This is a genomic window from Rhodopseudomonas faecalis (assembly GCF_003217325.1).
GTDB lineage: Bacteria > Pseudomonadota > Alphaproteobacteria > Rhizobiales > Xanthobacteraceae > Rhodopseudomonas > Rhodopseudomonas faecalis.
In genome coordinates this window covers 138071-159787 of the sequence record NZ_QJTI01000005.1, presented here as the reverse complement: position 1 = coordinate 159787, position 21717 = coordinate 138071, and the positions used below count along the sequence as shown (strand labels likewise).

Sequence of the window (21717 nt, the reverse complement as noted above, 5' to 3'; positions counted from 1 at the left end):
GGGCGCTCACTGAGCCCTAAAATGCTCCAGCAGCGGCCCTCGAATTGAGCGGCCGCTGCTTTCGTTTGTTACGGCAGCAACAGCACGGCCGCCAGCCACAGTTGCGACAGCGTAAACAGCACCGCAAAAACCAAGCGGCTGCGCCGCGCCACCCAGGCCGGCAGCCAGATGTCGAAATTGGCGGAACGGTCGTCGGTGTAACGCGCCGCCGCGATCGTCAGCGGGCAGCGCATGCGATTGAGCAGCAGCACCGCCAGTTCGGCCCAGACGAACAGGCTCATCCAGAGCGCGGCCTGCAGCGCGCCGAGCGGGATCGCGATCAGCACGCCGATGATCGAGCTGGCGAAAAACAGCCACAGCGCGGTGTGCACCGCGCGGATCGCGGTCAAAGCGCGTGCTGCTGCGTCGCGCTGGTTCGCCGAGTGAGCGCTGGTCATGTCACAGCCTCCGCTTCACGCTTGGTTGCCAGGATCTTGTCGATGCGTCGTCCGTCCAGATCAAGCACTTCAAAGCGCCAATCTTGGAAGTCGAAATGATCGCCGACCTCCGGCAACGCGCCATAATGATGCAGCACCAGCCCGGCGACAGTATGAAAATCGCGATGCTCGGGCAGCGGCACTTTCAGCAGGTCGCCGACCTCGTCGACCGGCATCCAGCCGGCGATCAGATAGCTGCCATCGTTGCGGCGCACGAAAGCCGGTTCCGGCGGTCCTTGCTCCGAATTGAAGGCGCCGACGATCGATTCCAGGATGTCGGCCGTGGTGACCACGCCCTCGAACGCGCCATACTCGTCATAGACTAGGCCGAGATGCACCGTCGACTTGCGCAGCATCGCCAGCGCGTCGCGGGCGTCGGCCGAGGAGGGGATCACCGGCGCGGCCCGCACCAGGCTGCGTAGCTCCGGTCTGTCGCCGCGCAAATAGGCGGTCAGCACGTCCTTGGCTTGAATGATGCCGATCGGATCGTCGCGATTGCCGTCCGTGACCGGCAGACGGGAATGGGGGGTGTTGAGTAGCGCCTCTCGCACCGTGTCCCACGGATCGTTGAGATCGATCAGTTCGACGTCCGGCCGCGGCGTCATCACCGCACCGACTGGGCGGTCGCCGAGCCGCATCACGCCGGCGATCATTTCCTTCTCGCCCGGTTCCAGCACCCCGGCGGTCTCCGCCTCGCGCACCAGCGAGTGAATCTCTTCCTCGGAAACCTTGTCTTCGGCCTCACCATCCTTGCCGAGCAGCCGCAAAATGCCCTTGCCGGACCAGTCGAGGATGAAGACCAGCGGCATCGACAGCTTGGCGAGCAGCGTCATCGCCGGCGCGACTTTGACCGCGGCGACTTCCGGATTGCGCAGCGCCAGCTGTTTCGGCACCAGCTCGCCGACAATCAGCGTGGCATAAGTGATCAGCGTCACCACCAGCCCGACGCCGAGCAGGTCGGCGCCCGGCACGCCCTGTTCGCGAAACCAGTCGTTTAGCCGCAAGCCGAGCGTCGCGCCTGAAAAGGCGCCGGACAGCACGCCGACCAGCGTGATGCCGATCTGCACCGTGGACAGGAAGCGGCCGGGATCAGAGGCCAGCGCCAGCGCCTGGCTGGCGCCGCGCACATTCTTCTGCATCATCACCGCCAGTCGCGACGGCCGTGATGAAACGATGGCCAGCTCTGACATCGCCAGCAATCCATTGATGACGATCAGTACGATGACAATCGCGAATTCCAGCGACAACATGGCGCTTGCGCCGACCCCCTCAATCTCCGATGCGGACTCCTAATATGTAGGTATGGCGGCTCGGAAACGTAACTGCCCGATTGTGCAGAGCCGTCCCTCTAGTTCAGTTTTTAGATTAGAATAATTATTGAAAGTATTGAACAAAAATGGATTTTATTCTTCGCGCTTGGCCTGGGTCCAGAGCTTATCCATTTCCGCCAGCGTGGCGGAACGGCAGTCGCGGCCCTCGGCGGCCAGCGCCCGCTCGATATAGCCAAAGCGCCGCTCGAACTTGGCATTGGTGGCGCGCAGCGCGGTCTCCGGATCGGCGCCGACATGGCGCGCCAGATTGACCAGCGCGAACATCAGATCGCCGGTCTCTTCATGGGCGGCGGCGTTGTCGCCTTCATTGAGCGCCGCCTCGACTTCATCGATCTCCTCGCGGATCTTGGCCAGCACGGCGCGTGGGTCGTTCCAGTCAAAACCGACGGTCGAAGCTTTGCGCTGTAGTTCCATGGCCCGGGTCAGGGCCGGCTGGCCGGGTTTGACCTCGGCGAGCAGGGACGACGCCTCCACCTCGGGCTGGGCGCGGCGCGCGGCGCGCTCGGCCTTTTCCTCGGCCTTGATGCGATGCCAGGTGACCTGGGCGCCGGCCGGATCGGCTTCGCGATTGTCGGGGTCTGCGAAGACGTGGGGATGGCGGCGGATCATCTTGCGACAGATCGCTTCGACCACGTCGCCGAACACGAACGCGCCTTGTTCCTCCGCCATTCTGGAATGAAACACCACCTGCAGTAGCAGGTCGCCCAATTCGTCACGCAGATCGTCGAGATCGTTGCGGGTGATGGCCTCGGCCACCTCATAGGCTTCTTCGATGGTGTAGGGCGCGATCGTCGCAAAATTCTGCTCGAGATCCCATGGGCAACCGGTGCCGGGGGTGCGCAGCGCGGCCATGATCTCGATCAGGCGGGTAATGTCACGGGATGGCTTCATGGCGGGCACTCTTCGTTAGCAGCCCCCTCTATGCCGCAGCGCGGCGGCAAACCCCAGCGAAAATGCCAGCGCCAGTTTGGCGCAGCGGCGCAGCAGTGCTATTGCGGTCGGCGATGAACAATCGAGAGCACAACGAGACCGCCGGCAGCGGCGCCGAAAAGGCGCTGGTGTTGTTTTCGGGCGGACAAGATTCGGCGACCTGCCTGGCGTGGGCGCTGCAACGGTTCACCCATGTCGAGACCCTGGGCTTCGATTATGGCCAGCGCCATCTGGTCGAACTGGAGAGCCGGCAGCATCTGATCGACGGGATCAAGGCATTGCAGCCCGGCTGGGCCGCCAAGCTCGGCGAAGCGCGCACTTTGTCGGTTCCGACCCTGGCGTCGATCTCCGACACCGCGCTGACCCGCGATGTTGCCATCACCATGGGGGCCGATGGCCTGCCCAATACCTTTGTGCCCGGCCGCAATCTGATCTTCCTGACCTTCGCGGCAGCGCTGGCTTATCGCCGCGGCATTGGTGCGATTGTTGGCGGCATGTGCGAGACCGATTATTCCGGCTATCCCGATTGCCGCGACGCCACCATCAAGGCGCTGCAAACCGCCATCAACCTCGGCATGGACAAGAATTTCGCGCTGCACACGCCGTTGATGTGGCGCGATAAGGCCGAGACCTGGGCGCTGGCACAAGAGCTCGGCGGCGACGGCCTGGTCGATCTGATCCGCGAGCATTCCCACACCTGTTATCTCGGCGAGCGTGGCGCCCGCCATGATTGGGGCTATGGCTGCGGCGAATGCCCCGCGTGCCGGCTGCGCGCCCGGGGCTGGCAGGAGTTTGCTGCCAAGCAGCAGAGCTCCGGCGGGCACTGATCGGCGGGCGATCCGCGGCTTTGCGCCGCTATCCACGTCGAGTTGGTCGCCAGCGCTTGCCGGCGCATTTGGTCGTTGCCATCATAACAACAGGCTGATCGGGCTCTGGCGCCGCGTCCGGCTCGATTGGGCCGCAATGGCCCCAAGCGCGCCGTCCGATGCGCGCCAATAGAAGCGTCCAGGGAGGCTTCGATGATCACCACCGTCGTCCAATTCCGTGTTGCGCAACCGCTGTCACTCGACGAGGCGAAACGCCGCTTCCAAAGCAGCGCGCCGAAATATCGGAATCTGCCGGGACTGATCCGCAAATATTACATCCGCTCTGAAGACGGCATGACCGCAGGCGGGGTGTATTTCTGGGACAGCCGCGAAGCCGCCGAGAAAGTCTACAGCGGCGAATGGCGGGCGTTCGTCGAAAAACTCTATGGCGTGCCGCCGTCGATCGATTGGTTCGAAAGTCCTGTAGTGGTTGATAATGCCAATTGCGCTGACATCGCCGCGGCAGAGTGAAAAGCGACGATTGCGATCGCAGCGGGTCATGATTCCGCTGTCCATTCGCTAGGCGAAGAAATCCCCGTAGTCCTACGCGCTGCCAGATTAAGGATCAGATCAGCCGCGGCACTTAGTTTTGCCGTGCTGCGCATCTGGCAGCGCCCGACCGACGCCGCTGCTTGCTCGCAGCGTGGCTCCGGATGCTGATCGCCTCAGCTTCGTGATGGTCAAGCGCACAGCCGATTGCTCCGCAGCCATTATCAAGAGGCCAAGAAACGAGGACAGTCGGATGCGTAACAACCTGCCGGTCACCAACGTCGAGTATAAGCTGAGCGACGATTGCCTGATCGTATCCAAGACTGATCCGAAGGGGCGCCTCACATATTTCAATCAGGCGTTTCTGGAGGCATCCGGATTCACTGAGGAAGAGCTGATGGGACAGCCGCACAACATCGTGCGGCACCCGGACATGCCGGTTGAGGCCTTCGAGAACCTGTGGGCGACGCTGAAGGCTGGCCGGCCGTGGTATGGCGCGGTCAAGAACCGCTGCAAGAACGGTGACTATTATTGGGTGATGGCGAGCGCCAGTCCGATCTGGGAAAATGGCGTGCTTACCGGCTACATGTCGATCCGTTCCAAGCTCGCGCCTGAACTGCGTCAGCAGGCCGAACTGGTCTATGCCCAGCTTCGCAACAAGACCTGCAAGGATTTCGTGATCGCGGACGGCATCATCCGGCGCAAGACCGTATTCGATCGTCTGTCGTTCTTCACCGGCACCTTGAAAGCGCGGCTCACCACGCTGGTGACGGTGCTGGTGATGTTCATGACCATGATCAGCCTCACCGGCATGATGGCCACCCAATCCAGCAACGGCATGGTGCAGTCGATCTATGAACATCGCACGCTACCGCTGGCGCAGTTGTTCGAGGTCGAGGAGGGCCTCAAGGCCTCAACGCTGCTGATGTACGAAGCGTTGTCGAACGCGCGGGCCAACCGCCCGACTGACGAAGCGGTCCGCCGGCTGCGCGACAACATCGATGTCACCAACCGGGCTTGGTCGACGTTTGGCGCCCAGGTGCGTACCCCGGATGAGAAAGCGGCCGCCGAGGAGGTTGGACGCAGACTGTCCGACTATCTCGACAAGGGCGGGCGAACCGGACTGGAGATGCTGCTCTCTGCCAAATATGACGAGCTGTCAGAATTGCTGGCCGGTCAGGTTTCCGAGCAACTGCAGGCCGCCAGGCGCGATCTCGACAAGCTGGTCGCTGTCTATGTCAATGAAGCCAAGGCCGACTACGAGAGCGAGCAGCGGAGTTATTATGTGGTGCTGGCGATCGTGGTGTCGCTGCTGCTGGTTGCCCTCGGCTATGGTGGCTGGCTCGGCCTGCGTACCATCCAGGCGACCTTGCGGCCGCTCGGTCGGCTCAATACCGCGATGGACGCCATTGCACGCGGCAATTTCAACAGCCGTATCCTGATCAAGCGTGACGACGAGATCGGTACGGCGCTGCGCAACATCCAGGCGATGCAGGCCAAGCTCGGATTCGATCGCGAAGTGCAGATCGAGACCGAGCGGCGCATCACCGCCGATCGGCGCGCCGAAATGCACAAGCTGGCTGGCGATTTCGAGACGGCGGTCGGCGAGATGATCAATGCGGTATCGGCCGCCTCCACCGAGCTTGAGCATTCTGCCGGCACCCTGACCGCAACGGCCGAACGCACGCAGCAGCTCACCCATATCGTGGCGACTGCTTCGGGCGATGCCACCGCCAATGTGCAGTCGGTTGCTTCCGCCACCGAGCAGATGGCATCGTCGGTCGACGAAATCAGCCGGCAGGTCCAGGACTCGGCCAAGATCGCCAACGCGGCGGTGCAACAGGCGCGCACCACCAACGATCGGGTCAGCGAACTGTCGAGCGCTGCGACCCGGATCGGCGCGGTGGTCGAGCTGATCAATGACATCGCCGGCCAGACCAATCTGCTGGCGCTGAACGCCACCATTGAAGCCGCGCGCGCCGGCGAGGCGGGGCGGGGCTTTGCGGTGGTGGCCTCCGAGGTCAAGGCGCTGGCCGAGCAGACCGCCAAGGCCACTGAAGAAATCGGCCAGCAGATCGCCGGGATTCAGACCGCGACCCAGGAGTCGGTCGCAGCGATCAAGGAGATCGGCGACACCATTGGGCAACTGTCGCAGATTTCCTCGACCATCGCCTCGGCGGTCGAGCAGCAGGGCGCGGCCACCCGCGAAATCTCTCAAAACGTCCATCAGGCGGCGCAGGGCACCATTGAGGTCACCAGCAACATCAGCGATGTGCAACGTGGTGCCAGCGAGACCGGATCGGCTTCCACGCAGCTGCTATCGGCCGCCCGGTCTCTCGCTCGGGAAAGCAACAACCTGAGGCGCGAAGTCACCAAGTTCCTAGATACGGTGCGCGCCGCTTAGTCTAGTCCCGCGGCTGATCACGAAAACCGGCGAGCCCAGGCGCGGCACCGCGCCTGGGCTGTTGCATTCTGCTGCCCGCAAACGGTTATGCCGCTGAGCGGCGCCGTGCGCTACGATTTTCGCTCAACTGGTAGTTCCCCTAGCTGCGGTCTCAACTGATCAGAAATTTTTGCGACGCACCCTGACGCTGTTCGTCTGATGGCCGTTGTCCGTCAGATCGCGCGACCATGACCACCGGCAGCGCGCTGTGAGTTTTCGGATTGGTCGATTGCAATAGGGGGCAGTCGTGCGCGTGACACTGAAGTTTTGTCTAATTACCATTGTTTTCATGCTGTTGTTGTTGCTGATGGGCCAGAGCTGGATGGCGCTGACTAAGCTCGGTGCGATCAACAGCAAGATGGAAGACGTCAATGGCCGATGGCTGCCGGCGGTGCGTCAGCTCGGCGAAGTGAAATACACTATGGTTCGTTATCGCGTGGCCAGCCTGCGCGTCTTGCTCGCCACCGATCCGGCCTATCGCAAGGAACTGGTAGCCAATCAGGAAATGCGCGCCGGCCAGGCGGCCGATACCATCCGGAAATATGAGCAGCGCATCACCGATCCGACCGCTCGGCGCATGTTCGACGAACTGAGCGCGAAATGGTTCACCTATCTGGCGCTGCAGCGCCAGATGTCCGAATTGGCGCTGTCAGGACAGTCGGGTGACTTGCTCAGGGCCGATGACGCCGCCGCGCGGCCGGCCTTCGACGTGGTGCTGAAGGTCATCGATCAGGCGGTCGCGCAGAATGACCAGGGAGCCAACGCGGCAACCCAGGACGCCCAAAACAGCTATCAATCGGCTTGGTCCAACACCATTGTGCTGGCTTCGATCTCGATCGCGCTCGGCATCATCGCGGTGTTGTTCGTGGCCTTGCGGATCGCCGCCGGGCTCGCGGGTCTGAACGGTGCGCTCGCCAAGATGGCGGCCGGCGACCTCAAGGTCGCGATCCCGGGTGCGGACCGCAACGACGAGATCGGCGACATGGCGACCAATGTCGTCAAGATCCGTGAGAACTCTGAAAAAGCCGCACGCCACGAAGCCGACATGGTCGCTGAGCAACAGCGGGTCGGCGCCGAGCAACGCAAGGCCGCCATGCACCGCATGGCTGACGATTTCGAAGCGGCGATCGGTGAGATCATCGAAACGGTGTCATCGGCATCGACCGAGCTCGAGGCCTCGGCCGATACGCTGGCGACCACCGCGGACCGCTCTCAATCGTTGGCGACCGTGGTGGCCGCGGCTTCGGAAGAAGCCTCCACCAATGTGCAATCGGTCGCGTCGGCCACCGAAGAGATGTCGTCGTCGATCACCGAGATCAGCCGCCAGGTACAAAGCTCGGCGCGGATCGCCGGCGAGGCGGTCGAACAGGCCCGCCACACCAATGAGCGGGTCAGCGAACTGGCGAAGGCCGCCAGCCGGATCGGCGATGTGGTCGAACTGATCAACACCATTGCCGGCCAGACCAATCTGTTGGCGCTCAACGCCACCATTGAGGCGGCGCGCGCCGGCGAGGCGGGGCGTGGCTTTGCCGTGGTGGCGTCCGAGGTCAAGGCGCTGGCCGAGCAGACCGGCAAGGCGACCGGCGACATCGGCCAGCAGATCGCCAGCATTCAGAGCGCAACCCATGAATCGGTCGATGCGATTCAGGCGATCGGCGCCACCATTGCCAGGATGTCGGAAATCGCGGCCACCATCGCCTCGGCGATTGAGCAGCAGGGCGCGGCGACCCAGGAGATTTCCCGCAACGTCCAGCAGGCGGCGGCCGGTACCCACGAGGTGTCAGCCAACATCTGCAACGTGCAGCATGGCGCCTCCGACACCGGCGCCGCATCATCCCAGGTGCTGACGGCGGCCAAGGCACTGTCGCGCGACAGCAACCGGCTCAAGCTCGAGGTCGGCAAATTCCTCAACACCGTGCGCGCCGCTTAACCGGCATTGCGGTTCTGATACTGATCAGAACCGCAGCGCGAGCCGCTGACCGGCGCACGCGGCGCAGTACGTCGTAATCAGCTCTGGATTGAGAAAGGGTCGAATAGCGAATGCAGGTTGCGCGAGATCAATGCACAATCTGATGCGAGCAAAAAAGCTGACGGCCGCCATGGTTAACAATGAGGGAGGCCTTCGCGATGCTGCTGCGACCGATGAAGACGATCCTGCCCGTTACGATCGCCACGATGGCGATCGGCGTGTTGAGTGCCGATTGCGCCAGCGCGCGCGATAAATTGCAAAAAGGCGACGTCAAAGCGATTGCGGAAGAGGCCTTCGTCTACGGCTACCCGATGGTGATGAATTACGGCGTGTACTACGAATCATTCGTCGACACGGCATCGTCACAATACAAGGCGCCTTTCAATCAGTTCTACAATACGGCGCGGGTCTATACGCCCGCTGATACCGCTGTGGTGACCCCGAACAGCGACACGCCATACTCCTTCATTGGCATGGATCTGCGCGCCGAACCGATCGTGATCTGCAATCCGGACATTGAACAGTCACGGTACTTTTCGCTGCAGCTGATCGACATGTACACCTTCAACTACGGTTACATGGGCACCCGCACCACCGGCAACGCCGCGCAATGCGCGCTGGTCGCCGGGCCGCGCTGGAAAGGCAAGGCGCCGAAAACTATCAAAACCGTGTTTCGCAGCGAGACCGATTTCTCGCTCGGCCTCATTCGAACCCAGCTGTTCAACGCGGCCGACATCGACAACGTCAAAAAGATCCAGGCCGGCTACCGGGCGATGCCGCTGTCGCAGTTCGAGGGGCGGGCGGCGAAGGCGCGCAGCAGCGCGGTGAAATGGCCGAAGATCGACAAGGAACTCGGGGCTAAGGACCCGTTCGGCTATCTCAACTTCCTGCTGACCTACGCCCCGGCGACCGGACCGGCCGCGGTCGAGGCGCCAATGCGGGCGCGGTTTGCCAGGATCGGCATTCGTGCCGGCAAGCCGTTCGACGTCGCCAAGCTGACGGCGGATCAGAGAGAGGAGCTGGAAGCCGGCATCAAGAGCGGCATGGAGAAGATCAAGGCCAAGATCGACAATCTCGGCGGGGTCGAAAACGGCTGGCGCATTGCCAGCAACGCGTTCGGCGACCGGGCGATGTATGCCGGCGATTATGCGCGGCGCGCGGCCGCGGCGATGGCTGGCATCTATGGCAACGATGCCGCCGAGGCGCTGTATCCGATGCTGGCGACCGACGCCGAGGGCAAGAAGCCGGACACTGGCGCGAACAACTACGCGCTGACCTTCCCGGCTGGGATGCTGCCGCCGGCCAAGGCGTTCTGGTCGGTGACCATGTATGACGGCAAGACCCAGCTTCTGATCAACAATCCGATCAATCGCTATCTGATCAACTCACCGATGCTGCCGGACTTGAAGAAGAACGCCGACGGTTCGCTGACGCTGCTGTTGCAGAAGGACTCGCCGGGCCCGGACAAGCAGGCTAACTGGCTGCCGGCGCCCAATGGTCCGGCCTATATCGTGATGCGGATCTATTGGCCGGAAGCCACGGCGCTGAACGGCTCGTGGAAGCCGCCGGCGGCGCAGATCGTCAAGGCCGAGCCGCCCGCCGCGCCGGCACAGGCAGAACCGGCGGCGCCGGCCGACGCCAGCCAGGCGGAGCCCGCCAAGGCCGATGCTGCTTCTCCGGAGCCGGCCAAATCTGAGGCCACCACGCCTGAAGCTGCAAAGAGCGAGCCCGACAAGACTGAGCCGGCGGCACAACCTGCAACGCCCGATCCCGCCAAGGATCAGCCGAGCAAGGAGTAACAAAAGGAACAGCCCGCCGCGGCGATGCGAGTGCCAAGCGAGGCGCCGTCTTAGGACGGCGCCTCGTGCTGCCGATAGCAACAGGCTACCTTGATCCTGAGCCGGGGCAGGGCGAGCCATGGCACGCCCGTGCTGGCCGACACATTGCGGCCGGCGGCGCTGACTTACGCTGAACGTTTGGCGCAGCTCGCACCCCTCAATGCCCGGCTCGTCAATCTGATCCGCGAATTGAAACGCCAGTAACGCGCACACCGGATTTCGCTGCGCTTCAAGGGGAGCGCAACAGCTTGTGCCACAGGTCGGCCCGCACCGGATATCCATAAATCGCATAAGGTATATTATGGAACAGAAATCCATATGGAGTTGGAGTGGTTTAGCGGGATTTCCTGAGATTTGGGGCGTTGGCGATGCGCGCCGATGCGTTCGCGTTATGGCCAGCGTCGGCCGCCAACGCGCCTGGTGGCTGCGCCGCGCGCAGCCGCTCTCAAGCCTCGTGATCGCCATCAATGCCATGACCTCGGCGCGTGGATTTGGACCATGGCGACGGCGCGCGTGGCGCCTGGGGTCGGCACAGGCGCCACGCGCTTTCGGCGACGCCCGAGCCGTCCAGGGAATCCGCTGCGGCCGCTGGACGGGTGCGGGTCAGATCTGGCTGGTGCTGCGGCTCGCGGGCCATTCGGGCCGCGCTGGCGCCACCCATGGCGGCCGCATTTGACGCTGGCACGCCGCTTGACGACCGAGACCCAGAACAGCTCCAACAGGCGCTGGCGTCGCAGCCGGCCGCCAGCGGCGTCGTGACCACGCAGCAAAAGAGCTTGACCGCAGCGCCGCGGAATGGTGGTGAGCTGAACCGGATAAATTGCCAAAGTGTCGGCAAGCAGAACCAGAGCCACACAAGGCGCCGAACACGGCACCAGGCGCCAGGGAGAAATCGGATGCGCGTCTCACGTCGGACCTTGTTGAAGACCTCAGCGGCAGCGACGCTGGCCGGCACCGTCGGCATGCCGTTCATCGCGCGCGCCCAGCAGGCCGAGTTCACCTACAAGTTCGGCAACAACCTGCCCGACAGCCATCCTCTCAACGTCCGCGCCCGCGAGATGGCCGCGGCGGTCAAAACCGAGACCGGCGGCCGGGTCGATATCCAAATCTTCCCGAGTAGTCAGCTCGGCTCCGACACCGATATGCTCAGCCAGATTCGCTCTGGCGGCGTCGAGTTCTTCACCTTGTCCGGGCTGATCCTGGCGACCCTGGTGCCGGCGACCTCGATCAACGGCATCGGCTTTGCGTTCCCGGACTACGCCACGGTTTGGCGGGCGATGGATGGCGAACTGGGCGCCCATATCCGCGCCGAGATCAGCAAGGCCAATCTCATGGTGATGGACAAGATCTGGGACAACGGCTTCCGCCAGACCACCTCCTCGACCAAGCCGATCAACGAGCCCGACGATTTCAAGGGCTTCAAGATCCGCGTGCCGGTGTCGCCGCTGTGGACCTCGATGTTCAAGGCGCTCGATGCCGCGCCCGCCTCCATCAATTTCAGCGAAGTCTATTCGGCGCTGCAGACCAAGGTGGTCGAGGGCCAGGAAAATCCGCTGGCGCTGATCTCGACCGCCAAACTGTACGAAGTGCAGAAATATTGCTCGCTTACCAACCACATGTGGGACGGTTTCTGGTTTTTGGCCAACCGCCGCGCCTGGGAGCGGCTGCCGGAAGATCTGCGCGCCATCGTCGCGAAAAACATCAACGCCGCCGCCATGAATCAGCGCGAAGACACCGCCAAGCTGAACGCTTCGGTGCGTGACGACCTGACCGCCAAGGGGCTGATCTTCAATCAGCCGGACGTGGCGCTGTTCCGCGACAAGCTGCGCAAGGCCGGTTTCTACGCCGAATGGAAGGGCAAATATGGCGATCAAGCCTGGTCGCTGCTGGAGAAGGCGGTTGGCACGCTGACTTAACTCCGCACGCCGCCGTGGCGCACGCGCTCAACACGCAAACCTTGGTGACGTCCGCTGATCGGCCGGTGATCGACCGGCTGCAGCGGGCGCTCGGCGCGCTGGTCGAGTGGCCGGCGGCGCTGCTGGTGGTTGCCGAGATCGTGGTGCTGTTTGCCGGCGTGGTGTCGCGCTATGTGCTGCACAGCCCGCTGACCTGGTCCGACGAACTGGCGTCGATGCTGTTTTTGTGGCTGGCGATGCTTGGCGCCGCGGTGGCGTTTCACCGCGGCGAGCATATGCGCATGACGGCGCTGGTGGCGCGCGCCGGCCCCTCACTACGCGCCTTTCTGGACGTCGTGGCGACGCTGGCAGCGCTGGCATTTTTGCTGCTGATCGTCGTGCCCTCGGCCGACTACGCCTATGAGGAAAGTTACATCACCACGCCAGCGCTGCAGATCGCCAATAGCTGGCGCGCGGCGGCGTTGCCGGTCGGCATCGTGCTGATGGCGCTGTTTGCGCTGCTGCGCTTGTTGCGCTTTGGGCGCTGGCCAATCGTGGCCGGCGCCCTCGCCCTGGTTGCTGTCATCATCGGCGCGTTCGTGCTGGCGCAGCCGCTGCTGAAGCCGCTCGGCAATATCAATCTGCTGATCTTCTTTGTCGGCGTGGTCGCGGCCTGCGTGTTCGCCGGCGTACCGATCGCGTTTGGCTTTGGCCTGGCGATCTACGGCTATCTGGCGCTCACCACCCACACGCCGCTAATGGTGCTGGTCGGCCGGATGGACGAGGGCATGAGCCATCTGATCCTGTTGTCGGTGCCGCTGTTCGTGTTTCTCGGCCTGCTGATCGAGATGACCGGCATGGCGCGCGCCATGGTGACGTTTCTGGCCAGCCTGCTCGGCCATGTGCGCGGCGGCCTGCATTATGTGCTGGTCGGCGCTATGTATCTGGTGTCCGGTATTTCCGGCGCCAAGGCCGCCGACATGGCGGCGGTCGCGCCGGTGCTGCTGCCGGAAATGAAGAAGCGCGGCGCCAAGCCGGGCGATCTGGTCGCCCTGCTCTCGGCCACCGGCGCACAGACCGAAACCATTCCGCCAAGCCTGGTGCTGATCACCATCGGCTCGGTCACCGGCGTGTCGATCGCGGCGCTGTTCACTGGCGGGCTGCTGCCGGGCGCGGTGCTGGCGATCACACTGTGCATGCTGGTGTGGTGGCGCTACCGCGATGAGGATCTCAGCCATGTCAGCCGCGCCAGCGGCGGCGAGATTCTGAAAGCCTTTGTGGTCGCGCTGCCGGCGCTGGCGCTGCCATTCGTGATCCGCGCCGCGGTGGTGGAGGGCGTTGCCACCGCCACCGAAGTGTCGACCATCGGCATCGTGTACGCCCTGCTCGCCGGGCTTTTGGTCTATCGCAAATTCGATTGGCAGCGGCTGCGGCCGATGCTGGTGGAAACCGCCAGCCTGTCGGGCGCGATTTTGCTGATCATCGGCACCGCGACCGGCATGGCCTGGGGGCTGACCCAGTCCGGCTTCTCAAGGGCGCTGGCGAGCGCGATGACCGGCCTGCCCGGCGGCGCCGCCACCTTCATGGCGGTGTCGGTGCTGGCCTTTGTGATCCTCGGCAGCGTGCTGGAAGGCATTCCAGCGATCGTGCTGTTCGGCCCGCTGTTGTTCCCGATCGCGCGCGCGGTCGGCATCCATGAGGTGCACTACGCTATGGTGGTGATCCTGGCGATGGGCATCGGGCTGTTCGCGCCGCCCTTCGGGGTCGGCTACTACGCTGCTTGCGCGATCGGCCGTGTCGACCCCGCCGAAGGTATCCGTCCGATTTGGGGCTACCTGCTGGCGCTGCTCGCCGGTTTGATTATTGTGGCGGTGTTTCCCTGGATCTCGATCGGCTTCCTGTGAGATCGGGGCGGCGGCGTGCCGGTTCGGCGCTTCGTCCAAAATATCAAGAACGACCAATATCTATCTGTGAGGAGGAGTTTGTCAGATGGCCGCCCAACCGCACCAATACGATCTCGGTCTCGACAAAAACGCTGCCAATTATGTGCCGCTGACACCGCTCAGCTTCCTGGAGCGCACCGCCGCGATCTACCCCACCATGACCAGCGTGGTCTATGAGGACCGGCGCTTCACCTGGGCGGAAACCCGCGAGCGCAGCCACCGCCTCGCCTCCTTCCTCGCCAGCCGTGGCATCGGCCGCGGCGACACCGTGGCGGCGATGCTGCCCAACATCCCGGCGATGTATGAAGCGCATTTCGCGGTGCCGATGCTAGGCGCGGTGCTCAACCCGCTCAATATCCGGCTTGAGCCGAATTCGATCGCGTTCCAGCTCGACCATGGCGGCGCCAAGGCGGTGCTGGTCGACCCGGAATTCGCCGCGGTGATCGAGGACGCCATTGCCTTGATGAGCGGCCCCAAGCCGCTGCTGATCGATGTCGATGACCCGGCCTTTGGCGCTGGCCGGCGGATCGGCGAGATCGAATATGAAGCCGCGCTGGCGGCGGGCGATCCAAGCTTTGCCGGACGCCGTCCTGATGACGAGTGGGATGCGATCGCGCTCGGCTACACCTCCGGCACCACCGGCAATCCCAAGGGCGTCGTCACCCATCACCGCGGCGCGTATCTCAACGCGGTCAGCAACATCATCGCCGCCGGCCTTGGCCAGCATCCGGTCTATCTGTGGACGCTGCCGATGTTCCACTGCAATGGCTGGTGTTTTCCCTGGACCATCGCGGCGGCGGCTGGCGTCAATGTCTGCCTGCGCAAGGTCGATCCGGCCAAAATCTTTGAGCTGATCCCGAAACATGGCGTCACCCACATGGCCGGCGCGCCGATCGTCTACAACACCCTGATCAACGCCCCGAGCGCGCCGAAGGACGGCAGCGGCCGTCCGATCGTCGGGCTGATCGCCGGCGCGGCGCCGCCGGTCGCGGTGCTGGCTGGCGCGGAGTCGATCGGCATCAAGCTGACCCACGTCTACGGTCTCACCGAAGTCTATGGCCCGGCCTCGGTGTGCGCCGAGCAGCCCGGCTGGGACGAGCTGCCGCTCGCCGAGCGCGCCCAGCTCAAGCGCCGCCAGGGCGTTCCCTACCCGCTGCAAGAAGCGGTCACGGTGCTTGATCCAGAAACCATGACCGAGGTGCCGCGCGACGGCGAGACCATCGGCGAGGTCATGTTCCGCGGCAATATCGTCATGAAGGGCTATTTGAAGAACGAGAAAGCTACCCAGGAAGCCTTCGCCGGCGGCTGGTTCCACACCGGCGATCTCGGCGTGCTCGATCAGCATGGCTATGTGATCATCAAGGACCGCTCCAAGGACATCATCATCTCGGGCGGCGAGAACGTGTCCTCGGTCGAGGTCGAGGACGTGCTGTACAAGCACCCGGCGATCATGTTCGCCGCGGTGGTCGCCAAGCCTGATCCGAAATGGGGCGAGGTGCCGTGCGCGTTCGTCGAATTGAAGGAAGGCGCCAGCGTGACCGAGGCGGAAATCATCGCCTATTGCCGCGAGCAACTGCCCGGTTTCAAAACGCCGAAGGTCATCGAGTTCGCCTCGATTCCCAAAACCTCGACAGGCAAGATTCAGAAGTTCATGCTGCGCGATCAGGTGAAATCAGCAAAAGCGATTTCGGAATAGCGCGGCAACGACAGCTCTGTGCTGCAGAGCCCGCGTGGCGGCGATTCCTGGTCTCGATCAGATCACCAGGATCGCTGCCCCGCAGCCGCGCATGCTTGCGACACTGAATTGAGTCTTTCTCTATCCTCACGCTGCGGAGCAACATTCGCCTCCATTTGCCATTGACTTCAAAATGGCCAGTGAAACAGCGGCTATGTAGTTTCGTCCAATCGGTCGACCACGGTCGGCCTCCGCAAAAATGGATTGGACATGAAACGTACATTGAAGTTCGCAGGTGCAGCGCTTGCTATTCTCTCACTGATTGCTCCGGCGAAGGCCAGCGACGTGATCCGGATCGGCACCACGGCCGGGCCTTATGCCGAAATTCTGCGCTACGCCGGCGATCTCGCCAGCAAGCAAGGCATCACGCTGAAAATCACTGAATTCACCGACTACACGGTGCCGAATGTGGCGCTGTCGCAGGATGATCTTGATATCAACCTGTTCCAGCACCAGCCCTATCTCGACAATCAGATCGCGCAGCGCGGCTATGACCTCGTGTCGATCGCCAAGGGCATCATCGTGCCGATCGGCCTGTATTCCAACAAGATCAACAACCTGTCGGAGCTGAAGACCGGCGCGTCGGCGGCGATCCCGAACGATCCGTCGAACGGCGCGCGCGCGTTGCAGCTGTTTGAGAAGGCCGGTCTGATCAAGCTGAAACCCGATGTCGGCATCAAGGCCACCATCGCTGACATCATCGACAATCCGAAGCGTCTGAAGATTGTCGAACTCGACGCGGCGCAGCTGCCGCGCTCGCTCAACGACCTCGATTTCTCAGCGGTGAACCTGAACTACGCACTCAGCGCCGGCCTTGATCCGAAGAAGGCGCTGTTGCTGGAAAGCGCTGATAGCAATTGGAACCTGGTGTTCGCGGTTCGTGCCAAGAACAAGGACAACGCGGCGCTGAAGAAGTTCGTTGAAATCTACCGCTCGCCGGAAGTGAAGGAATTCACCGAAAAGCGCTTCAACGGCACCATCCTGACCACCTGGTGACGCCCTTTTTCGACCGGCCGGCCTGTGGGCCGCCGGTCATCCTCTGTTCAAGATTGTAATGTGATGACCAGCCTTTCCGACGATCGGCCGTACTGGGATGCACGGCTCGAAACCCAATCGCGCGCCGAATGGGACGCGCTGAAACTGTCGCTGCTGCAGCGCCATGTCGCGCATGCCTATCAGAATTCGCCGGCCTACCGCGCCTCGTTCGACGCCGCCAAAGTAACGCCCGACCAGATCAAGACGCTCGACGACATCCGGCGTTTTCCGTTCATCAACAAGCACACGCTGCGTGATCGTCAGCTCGCCGTGCCGCCGTTGGGCGATCTCGTTGCGGTGCCGGAGCGCGACATCGTCTACATCTCGGCGTCGTCCGGCTCGACCGGCGTGCCGACCGCCTCGCCGTTTACCGCGGCCGATTTTGACGCCTGGATCGATTATGAAGCGCGGCAGTTCTGGTCGTCCGGCATGCGGCCGAGCGACCGCTATGTGCATTCGCTGAACCTGTCGCTGTTCATCGGCGGGCCGTGCGTGCTCGGCGCGCAGAAGCTCGGCGCCCTGACCGTGCATGCCGGCACCCTGCCCTCGGACCGGCTGTTGCAGATCCTACGCCAGTTCCAGGCGACCGTGATCTGGACCACGCCGTCTTACGCTTGGTATCTCGGCGAAACCGCGGTCAAGCAGGGCTTTGATCTGCGCAAGGATTTTGCCGTGCGCCGCATCTTTGTCGCCGGCGAGCCGGGCGGCTCGATTCCCGAGACCCGCGACCGCATCGAAACGCTGTGGGGTGCCTCGGTTTATGATTACTACGGCCTGTCCGACATCTTTGGCTCGTGCGCCGGCATGTGCGAACGGAAGAACGGCCTGCACTGGGCGGAAGATCATATTCTGGTGGAAGTGATCGATCCGAGCAGCGGCGAGCCGGTCAAGCCCGGCGATCGCGGCGAGATGGTGCTGACCACGCTGCAGAAGTCGGCGCGGCCGATGATCCGGTTCCGCACTGGCGACATCGTCAGCTTCAATCCCGAACCGTGCCGCTGCGGCCGCACTGCTATCCGGCTGAACGGCGTGCACGGCCGGCTCGATGACATGTTGATCATCAAGGGCGTCAATCTGTTCCCGAGCGACGTCGAGGCGGTGGCGCGTCAGGATCACGAGCTGACCGGCGAATATCGGCTGGTGGTCGAGCGCATCAACCACCTTGACCGGCTCACGGTCGAGGTCGAGCATATTCACGGCTTCAACGGTGAGCCCAACCAGCTGGCCGATCGCTTCGAGCGCAAGCTGCGCGCGGTCACTGGCGTGTCGGCAGCTGTGTCGGTGCTACAACCCGATACGTTGCCGCGTGCCACCCACAAGGCCAAGCGCGTCGAAGATCGTCGCAGCGGCGTGTGGAATTGAAGGATGGAGAGCCGTTGATCGCAGCGATTACTGATACCAACCCCTCTCCATGCGTCATGGCCGGGCTCGTCCCGGCCATCGACGTCTTTGATATCGTAATAGCTAGAAGACGTGGATACCCGCGACAAGCGCGGGCATGACGTGTCATAGTTCAGAGTTCTTGGCGTCACAGCGACCGCCGGCAACTCTGCTGCCCGACGACAACGCTAATCGGAACAACCGACTTCAAGCCGCATGCCGTCGAACGCGGCGATCACGTTGGGCGGCAGCTGCCCGCTGAGCGTCGCATAGTCGACATCGGCGCTCATATTGGTGATCACCGCGCGTTTCGGCTTAAAGCGTTCGATCCAGCGCAGCGCGGTCTCGATATTGAAGTGGCTCGGGTGGTGCTTGTAGCGCAGCCCATCGATGATCCACAGATCGAGGTTTTGCAGCGCTGCAAAACTCTGTTCTGGAATGTCGTGCAGATCGGGCGTGTAGGCGGCATCGCCGATCCGGTAGCCGAGCGCCGGAATATTGCCATGGCGCAGCAGAAACGCCGAGATGCTCAGCGCCCCACCCGGCCCTTCGATCACGCGGCTCTCGCCGGCTTCGATCGGCCGCGCTTCCAGGATCGCCGGATAGGCACTGCCCGGCGCCTGCTCAAAACAATAGGCAAAGCGCAGCCGGATATGCGCCGCGGTGCTGTCATTGAGATACACCGGAATGCGGCGCCTGCTGTGCATCACCAGCGAACGCAGATCGTCGATGCCGTGGGTCTGGTCGGCGTGCTCATGGGTGAGAAACACCGCATCGACATGATCGACATTGGCATCGAGCAGCTGCTCGCGCAGATCGGGCGAGGTATCGATCACCACCCGCGTTACGTCGTCGCCGCGGCGCAGCTCGGCCATCAGCGAGCAGCGCCGGCGCCGGTTCTTGGGGTTGGCCGGGTCGCAGGCGCCCCAGCCGAGTGCCGGACGTGGCACGCCCGACGACGAACCGCAGCCCAGGATGGTGAGCGTCAGTGTCATGCAGCGTCTTCCTGTCGCGGCACCTTGGTGAACAGCCGGAAGAAATTGTCGGTGGTGGCGTTCGCCAGCTCCTCAAAGCTCACGCCCTTGATCTCGGCGAGTGCCTTGGCGGTCTCGACCACGAACGCTGGTTCATTGCGCTTGCCGCGGAATTTGCCGGGCGCGAGATAAGGCGCGTCGGTTTCGATCAGCAGCCGGTCGAGCGGCAGCTCGGCGGCGAGATCGCGCAGTTCCTGCGACTTCTTGAAAGTCAGAATGCCGGTGAACGAGATCGACAGCCCGAGTTCGATCGCCTTGTGCGCCAGATGCTTGCCGCCGGTGTAGCAATGCAGCAAGGCCGGAAAGGCACCCTCCGCCATTTCCTCTTCGAGGATCGCGGCGCAATCATCATCGGCCTCGCGGCTATGGATCACCAGCGGCAGGCCGCTTTCGCGCGCCGCCGCGATATGGGCGCGGAAGCCGCGATGCTGCGCCTCGCGCGAGCCGAACTGATAGAAGTAATCGAGCCCGGCTTCGCCGAGCGCCACCACTTTGGGATGGCGCGTCAGCTCGACCAGCTCTGCGGTGCTGATGCCGTCTTCGTCATCGGCGTGATGCGGATGGGTGCCGACCGAGCAATAGACGCTCGGAAAGCGCTCGGCGATCGCGATCAGTTTGGGCAGTTCGCGCACCTTGGTGGAGATGGTGATCAGCCGCCCCACGCCAGCTTGCGTGGCACGGCTGATGATGTCCTCGAGCTCCTCGGAAAAATCCGGGAAATCGAGATGGCAGTGACTGTCGACCAGCATCGGCAGACTCACGTCGCGGCGGGCTCGACATAGCGCGGGAACACCGGCGCTGGTGCCGGCATTTGGGTGCCGGGCCTGATGCGGGTCGCGAGCGCGGCGAAGTCGCGCTGGTCGGCCGGGATCGCCAGAATGTCGAGCAGCTTGGCGGCCGATGCCGGGATTGCCGGCTGCGCCAAAATCGCGATCTGGCGGATCACCTCGGCGGTGACATAGAGCACCGTGCGCTGCCGCGCCGGATCGGTCTTGGCCAGCGCCCACGGCGCTTCGCCGGCGAAGTAGCGATTGGCCTCGGCCACCACCGCCCACACCGCATTGAGCGCCTGATGGATCTGCTGCGTTTCCATCGCGCTGCGCGCCAGCGCCAGCATGCCGTCGGCCTGGCTCAGGATCGCCTTGTCGTTGTCGCTGAACTCACCGGGCTCCGGCACGATGCTCTCGCACTGCTTGGCGATCATCGACAGCGAGCGCTGCGCCAGATTGCCAAGATCATTGGCGAGATCGGCATTGATGCGGTTGACGATCGCTTCGTGATTGTAGCTGCCGTCCTGGCCGAACTGCACTTCGCGCAGCAGGAAGTAGCGCAGCTGATCGACGCCATATTGCTCGGCGAGATTGAACGGATCGACCACGTTGCCGAGCGACTTCGACATCTTCTCGCCGCGGTTGAACAGAAAACCGTGCGCGAACACCCGCTTCTGCACCGGGATGCCAGCTGACATCAGGAACGCCGGCCAATACACCGCATGGAAGCGAATGATGTCCTTGCCGATCACATGCAGATCAGCCGGCCAGTAGCGCCAGTTCGGATCGCTCTCGTTCGGGAAGCCGACGCCGGTAATGTAGTTGGTCAGCGCGTCGACCCAGACATACATCACATGGCCGTCGGCATCCGGCACCTTGATGCCCCAGTCGAACGTGGTGCGCGACACCGACAGGTCCTTGAGCCCGCCCCTGACGAACGACACCACCTCGTTCTTGCGCGAGTCCGGGCCGATGAAATCGGGCTGATCGGCATAGAGTTGCAGCAGCCGGTCCTGATAGGCCGACAGCTTGAAGAAGTAGCTCTGTTCCTCGACCCACTCGACCGGCGTGCCCTGCGGGCCGCGGCGCACCTTGTCCTCGCCGACCGTGGTTTCGTCCTCGGCGTAATAGGCCTCGTCGCGAACCGAATACCAGCCGGCATAGCTGTCGAGATAGATGTCGCCGTTCTTGACCATGCGCTGCCAGATTTCCTGGGAGGAGCGATGGTGCTGTTCTTCCGAGGTGCGGATGAAACGGTCGTAAGACACGTTCAACAGGTCATCCATCTGCCGAAAGCGTCCGGCATTGCGGGTGGCGAGTTCGGCCGGTGTCAGGCCTTCCTTCTGCGCGGTCTGAACCATCTTCAGGCCGTGCTCGTCGGTGCCGGTCAAGAAGAACACGTCCTTGCCGTCGAGCCGCTGAAACCGCGCCAGCGCGTCGGTGGCGATCGCCTCATAGGCATGGCCGATATGCGGCACACCGTTCGGATAAGCGATGGCGGTGGTCAGGTAATAGGTGTCACGAGATTTGCTGGCGGGCGCCATCGTCGAGGAAGCCTTCTGCTGGATGATCGCCGCGGTCTG

General features: G+C 63.2%; 18 protein-coding genes. 12 read left to right on the top strand and 6 right to left on the bottom strand.

Going from position 1 to position 21717, the window contains the following annotated elements:
- Positions 1-68: 68 nt before the first annotated feature.
- From BJ122_RS06495 to mazG, 3 genes are all read right to left on the bottom strand, one after another.
- On the bottom strand, positions 69-437 hold the full coding sequence (locus BJ122_RS06495; protein WP_110780300.1) for a hypothetical protein: 369 nt from the start codon (positions 435-437) through the stop codon (positions 69-71).
- Entirely contained in the window at positions 434-1726 is a 1293-nt protein-coding gene (locus BJ122_RS06490; protein ID WP_110780299.1) for a hemolysin family protein, read from the bottom strand. Before BJ122_RS06490 ends, BJ122_RS06495 begins: the two co-directional genes overlap by 4 nt.
- 153 nt (positions 1727-1879) lie before the next feature.
- On the bottom strand, positions 1880-2698 hold the full coding sequence (gene mazG / locus BJ122_RS06485) for a nucleoside triphosphate pyrophosphohydrolase (protein ID WP_110780298.1): 819 nt from the start codon (positions 2696-2698) through the stop codon (positions 1880-1882).
- Positions 2699-2811: 113 nt separating this feature from the next.
- Here mazG and queC point away from each other — a divergent pair, with 113 nt between their 5' ends.
- The 12 genes from queC (at position 2812) to BJ122_RS06430 (ending at position 18312) form a co-directional block, all read left to right on the top strand.
- Complete coding sequence (gene queC, locus BJ122_RS06480; RefSeq protein WP_181418887.1) at positions 2812-3564, top strand: 7-cyano-7-deazaguanine synthase QueC; 753 nt, start codon at positions 2812-2814, stop codon at positions 3562-3564.
- A gap of 192 nt (positions 3565-3756) precedes the next feature.
- Positions 3757-4074 carry a YdhR family protein gene (locus BJ122_RS06475; protein ID WP_110780296.1) on the top strand — a complete coding sequence of 106 codons (318 nt, stop codon included), beginning with the start codon at positions 3757-3759 and terminating at the stop codon, positions 4072-4074.
- Positions 4075-4345: 271 nt separating this feature from the next.
- Complete coding sequence (locus tag BJ122_RS06470; protein WP_110780295.1) at positions 4346-6496, top strand: methyl-accepting chemotaxis protein; 2151 nt, start codon at positions 4346-4348, stop codon at positions 6494-6496.
- A 328-nt stretch (positions 6497-6824) separates the two neighbouring features.
- Positions 6825-8465, top strand: a complete 1641-nt coding sequence (locus BJ122_RS06465) for a methyl-accepting chemotaxis protein (protein WP_245407634.1) — start codon at positions 6825-6827, stop codon at positions 8463-8465.
- A gap of 197 nt (positions 8466-8662) precedes the next feature.
- Positions 8663-10303: a DUF1254 domain-containing protein gene (locus BJ122_RS06460; RefSeq protein WP_110780324.1), complete on the top strand. Its 1641-nt coding sequence runs from the start codon at positions 8663-8665 to the stop codon at positions 10301-10303.
- A gap of 90 nt (positions 10304-10393) precedes the next feature.
- Positions 10394-10546 (top strand): hypothetical protein, encoded by a 153-nt coding sequence (locus tag BJ122_RS19205; RefSeq protein WP_181418886.1) that lies wholly within the window; start codon positions 10394-10396, stop codon positions 10544-10546.
- A 187-nt stretch (positions 10547-10733) separates the two neighbouring features.
- Positions 10734-11018: a hypothetical protein gene (locus BJ122_RS19420; protein ID WP_110780293.1), complete on the top strand. Its 285-nt coding sequence runs from the start codon at positions 10734-10736 to the stop codon at positions 11016-11018.
- Between the two features lie 220 nt (positions 11019-11238).
- Entirely contained in the window at positions 11239-12258 is a 1020-nt protein-coding gene (locus tag BJ122_RS06450) for a TRAP transporter substrate-binding protein (protein WP_110780292.1), read from the top strand.
- Positions 12192-14141 (top strand): TRAP transporter large permease, encoded by a 1950-nt coding sequence (locus BJ122_RS06445; RefSeq protein ID WP_110780291.1) that lies wholly within the window; start codon positions 12192-12194, stop codon positions 14139-14141. Before BJ122_RS06450 ends, BJ122_RS06445 begins: the two co-directional genes overlap by 67 nt.
- 85 nt (positions 14142-14226) lie before the next feature.
- The gene (locus BJ122_RS06440) at positions 14227-15876 is read left to right on the top strand and encodes an acyl-CoA synthetase (protein ID WP_110780290.1); all 1650 of its coding nucleotides are present in this window, start codon (positions 14227-14229) and stop codon (positions 15874-15876) included.
- Positions 15877-16125: 249 nt separating this feature from the next.
- Positions 16126-16911, top strand: coding sequence for a MetQ/NlpA family ABC transporter substrate-binding protein (locus tag BJ122_RS06435; RefSeq protein WP_110780289.1), 786 nt, complete (start codon positions 16126-16128; stop codon positions 16909-16911).
- Positions 16912-16974: 63 nt separating this feature from the next.
- Positions 16975-18312: a phenylacetate--CoA ligase family protein gene (locus BJ122_RS06430; RefSeq protein ID WP_110780288.1), complete on the top strand. Its 1338-nt coding sequence runs from the start codon at positions 16975-16977 to the stop codon at positions 18310-18312.
- Positions 18313-18518: 206 nt separating this feature from the next.
- On the opposite strand, the gene BJ122_RS06425 is transcribed toward BJ122_RS06430, so the two are convergent.
- From BJ122_RS06425 to metG, 3 genes are read right to left on the bottom strand one after another with little or no spacing between them, the layout of a single operon-like run.
- Positions 18519-19325: an MBL fold metallo-hydrolase gene (locus BJ122_RS06425; protein WP_110780287.1), complete on the bottom strand. Its 807-nt coding sequence runs from the start codon at positions 19323-19325 to the stop codon at positions 18519-18521.
- On the bottom strand, positions 19322-20113 hold the full coding sequence (locus BJ122_RS06420; RefSeq protein ID WP_110780323.1) for a TatD family hydrolase: 792 nt from the start codon (positions 20111-20113) through the stop codon (positions 19322-19324). Before BJ122_RS06420 ends, BJ122_RS06425 begins: the two co-directional genes overlap by 4 nt.
- An 8-nt stretch (positions 20114-20121) precedes the next feature.
- Positions 20122-21678, bottom strand: coding sequence for a methionine--tRNA ligase (gene metG, locus BJ122_RS06415; protein WP_110780286.1), 1557 nt, complete (start codon positions 21676-21678; stop codon positions 20122-20124).
- Positions 21679-21717 lie beyond the last annotated feature (39 nt).